The following is a 3,125-nucleotide window of genomic DNA, read 5'->3' on the forward strand; positions in this document are numbered from 1 at the left end:
CTAGGTGCTCGCGAGGCGGATGTTCACCGAGGTGCCGAGGATCAGCGAAGAGGTGATCGTCGCCGGGCGACGCCGGGCGTCGAAGACGATGCGGGCCGGCCGGCTCTCCCGGGCCCAGGACGAGAACCGGGTCAGGTCGAAGAGAGCGCTGGGTCGCCCGGTCTCGGGATCGGGCACCACCTTCAGGACGAACGGCACCAGCTCGGCCCGGTACGTCTTCTGGATGTCGTCCGGGCCTTCCCCCGACGGCCGGCGCCGTCGCACCACATGGGTGAGGAGCCTGCCGTCCGCCTGCGCCGGCCACCGCTCATCCGCGTAGTTCAGCGTGGCGCTGATCACATCGTCGACGTGGAGGCCGTGGGGGATCGCCACCACGTCGTCCGCGACCCGCAAGCGCCGGAGGAAGAACGTCTCGCTGCGGCTTTTGTAGGCCACCGTCCGCTGGTCGTAGTCGTAGGCGACGTCGACTTGCGCCTCACGGCCCTGCACCACGAACACCGAGTGGGTCCGGACCGGCGCCCAGCGACCGGCCCGGAGGACCCCGTTCGACTCGACTGCGTTGGTGATGCCGTCTCCCTGCCCGGCGAGCTTGACCGCGTAGCGCCCCCGGGCTCGGTCGACGGCCTCCTCGCTCGTTCCGGTCAGGCGAAAGCTCATGACCCCGTAAAGGAGCTCCACCTCGGCGGTGTAAGTCCCCGTCTTCTGCTCGACGGCGGCCCGGGCGCCCCGCGGCGGCAGGAGAACGGCGGCCCACGCGGAGGCGAGCAGCTGGCGCCGGGTCAGCATCGCGTGTCCCACAGCGGTCGGAGCACGGCGCGGGCTGGCGCCCCGTCCCCCGCCTTGAGCCGGAGCGGCAAGCAGAGGAGCTCGTACCGGCCCGGCCCGACCGCGGAGAGGTCGAGTCCCTCGAGAATCACGACCCCGGCCGCGAGGAGACACCGGTGGACCGGAAAGGCCCCGCCGTCGCCGCCGAACGCCTCGATGGAGAGGTAGTCCACGCCGACCAGCAGGACGCCGGCTCGGACCAGCTCCCGGGCCGCTTCCAGCGTGAGGGCCTGGTAGTCCCGGGCGAAGCGCCCGTGCATCCACAAGCGGGAGTTCCCGGTCTTCACGAGCACGCGGGCCTCCCGGCGGCCGGCCGGCCCGTCGCGCCCCAGCGCGGGGGCGAGACTGTCGGGCCGAATCGGCCCGGCCGGGCACTCGACCACCCGGGCGGGGCCGACGAGGGTGTCCAGGGGCAGATGATCCACCGTCGCGCCGCCCGGGATGAAGTGGCGCGGCGCGTCCAGGTGAGTGCCCGTGTGCGAGCCGAGCGCGAGGTGGCTCACGTTGGCGGGGTCGCCGCGCTCGAGGACCAGCGCCGGCGTCACCCGTACCGGGGGGTCGCCCTCGTAGACGACCATGCCCGACTCGATCGGGAGCGTGATATCGATCCACCCGACCGACGGCGCCGGCGAGTGAGCCTCCATGAATACAGGATGGCGGGGCTCGCCGGGCAATGCAAGCGTCCCGGCTCACCGCCGGTCGGCGCGCCGGGTGGTCATCCAGACGCCGGCCAGGATGGCGGCGACGCCCAGCACCTGGGCGACCGAGATGGTCTCGCCGACGACGACCATCGCCAGCAGGAGACCCGCCAGAGGCTGGAAGTTCATGAAGATCGCGGTGACCGAGGGGCCGATGGTCTGGACGCCACGGTAGTACCAGATGTGAGACAGGGTGCCGAGGGTCCCCTGGAAGACGACGACGGCCCAGGCGGTCCCGGACGTGAGCACGGGCGGCGGAAAGGCGGGCGCCAGGACGATCGCGAGCGGGATCAGGAACGCGGTCCCGATCAGGTAGGCGGCGGTCGTGGCGGCTCGCGGTGAGAGTCGGGTCAGGACACGCTTGCCGTAGAGGGTGTACGTCGCCCAGGCGACCTGTCCGACGACCGCGAGGGCGTCGCCGAGGTGGGGCGGCGCCTCGAGCAGCCGGAGCTGGCCCCGTGTCACCGTGAGCAGGACGCCGAGCGCCGAGCAGCCGACTCCGGTCCACTGGAGCCGGCCCAGGCGTTCGCCGAAGAAGAGGTGCCCACCGACGGCGACCATGACGGGAGTCGCGGCCGTCAGGATCACCGCGTTCGACGCCGTGGTCAGCGCGACCGCCAGATAAAAGAACCCGGTCGAGACCGTGATGCCCGAGACGCCCAGGACGACGAGCCCGGGGAGATCGGCCCGGGTGATCGGCTGCTCCCCGGCCCCGACGTCGCGCCAGAGCAGAAGCGTCAGAATGCCGGAGGCGAGGGTGCACCGGAAGGCGGCCAGGGTGAAGGGGGGAATGTCGCGCATGGCGATCTTGTTCAGGGCCGGATAGCTGGCCCAGATGAGGACGACGACGATCAGGAGGCCATAGGTCCTGATTCGGGAGTCGGGGGAAGGCGCGCGCACCGCTCGGCCAGTATATCGCCGGGGCGGGATGTTGCGCGAAGCCGCGGCTCCGGCGCAAGATCGGGGCGTGCCGAGCCGGTGGCCTCCCGTACCCCGGCCACGGCCCGCCGCCGGGCCGTGGCGGAAGGCGATCCCCGTGGCCGTCGCCGCCCTGATGGCCGTGGCGGCCTATTCCTGGTGGGCCGGCCGGGCCTCGACCCCGCCGGCCCTGGATCCGACCCGGCAAGCCGTGGTCTTCCTGGGCGACAGCATCACGTCCGGCTTCGGCCTTCCGCTCGAGGTCACGTTCCCCCACCGGCTCGGGGTCGCGCTCGGGATCGACGCCCGGAACGCCGGGATCACGGGAGACACGACCGCGGGAGGTCTCCGGCGGCTCGAGACGGACGTCCTCCCCTTCCGCCCCAAGCTCGTCGTGGTCGAGCTCGGGGCCAACGACGCCCTGCGCCGGCTGCCGCGCGAGGAGACCCTTGGCAACCTCCGGGCCATCGTCCGGCGGCTGCGGGAGGACGGCGCCGGCGTGCTGCTGCTCCACGCCCGCCTCGCCGAGCTGGGCCGCGATCGCTACCGTGAGGCCTTCCGGGAGATTGCCGAGCAGGAGCGGGCCTGGCTGCTCGAGGACTTCCTCGACGGCGTGGTTCCCGGCCTCACGACCGACGGCCTCCATCCGACCGAGCAGGGCCACGCGCGGCTCGCCGCCCGCCT

General features: G+C 72.5%; 4 protein-coding genes. 1 reads left to right on the forward strand and 3 read right to left on the reverse strand.

All coding sequences use genetic code 11. From position 1 onward, the window contains the following. From VGW35_13605 to VGW35_13615, 3 genes are read right to left on the reverse strand one after another with little or no spacing between them, the layout of a single operon-like run. On the reverse strand, positions 1-786 hold the full coding sequence (locus VGW35_13605) for a hypothetical protein (GenBank protein HEV8308692.1): 786 nt from the start codon (positions 784-786) through the stop codon (positions 1-3). After that, a complete protein-coding gene (locus tag VGW35_13610; protein HEV8308693.1) occupies positions 780-1,469 on the reverse strand; it encodes a cyclase family protein in 690 nt (229 codons plus the stop codon). The genes VGW35_13605 and VGW35_13610 overlap by 7 nt, the downstream gene beginning before the upstream one ends. A 45-nt stretch (positions 1,470-1,514) precedes the next feature. Continuing rightward, positions 1,515-2,423, reverse strand: a complete 909-nt coding sequence (locus VGW35_13615) for a DMT family transporter (protein ID HEV8308694.1) — start codon at positions 2,421-2,423, stop codon at positions 1,515-1,517. A 136-nt stretch (positions 2,424-2,559) separates the two neighbouring features. On the opposite strand from VGW35_13615, the gene VGW35_13620 reads away from it, so the two are divergent. Next, positions 2,560-3,125 (forward strand): GDSL-type esterase/lipase family protein (locus tag VGW35_13620; protein HEV8308695.1); only part of this gene is annotated, 566 nt, incomplete at its 3' end.

The sequence above is a fragment of the Candidatus Methylomirabilota bacterium genome, from assembly GCA_036005065.1.
Lineage (GTDB): Bacteria > Methylomirabilota > Methylomirabilia > Rokubacteriales > DASRDR01 > DASYQW01.

Bases quoted from the DNA above. Each gene is read 5' to 3' on its own strand.
- VGW35_13605 (HEV8308692.1), bottom strand. From the start codon at position 786: ATGCTGACCCGGCGCCAGCTGCTCGCCTCCGCGTGGGCCGCCGTTCTC.
- VGW35_13610 (HEV8308693.1), bottom strand. From the start codon at position 1,469: ATGGAGGCTCACTCGCCGGCGCCGTCGGTCGGGTGGATCGATATCACG.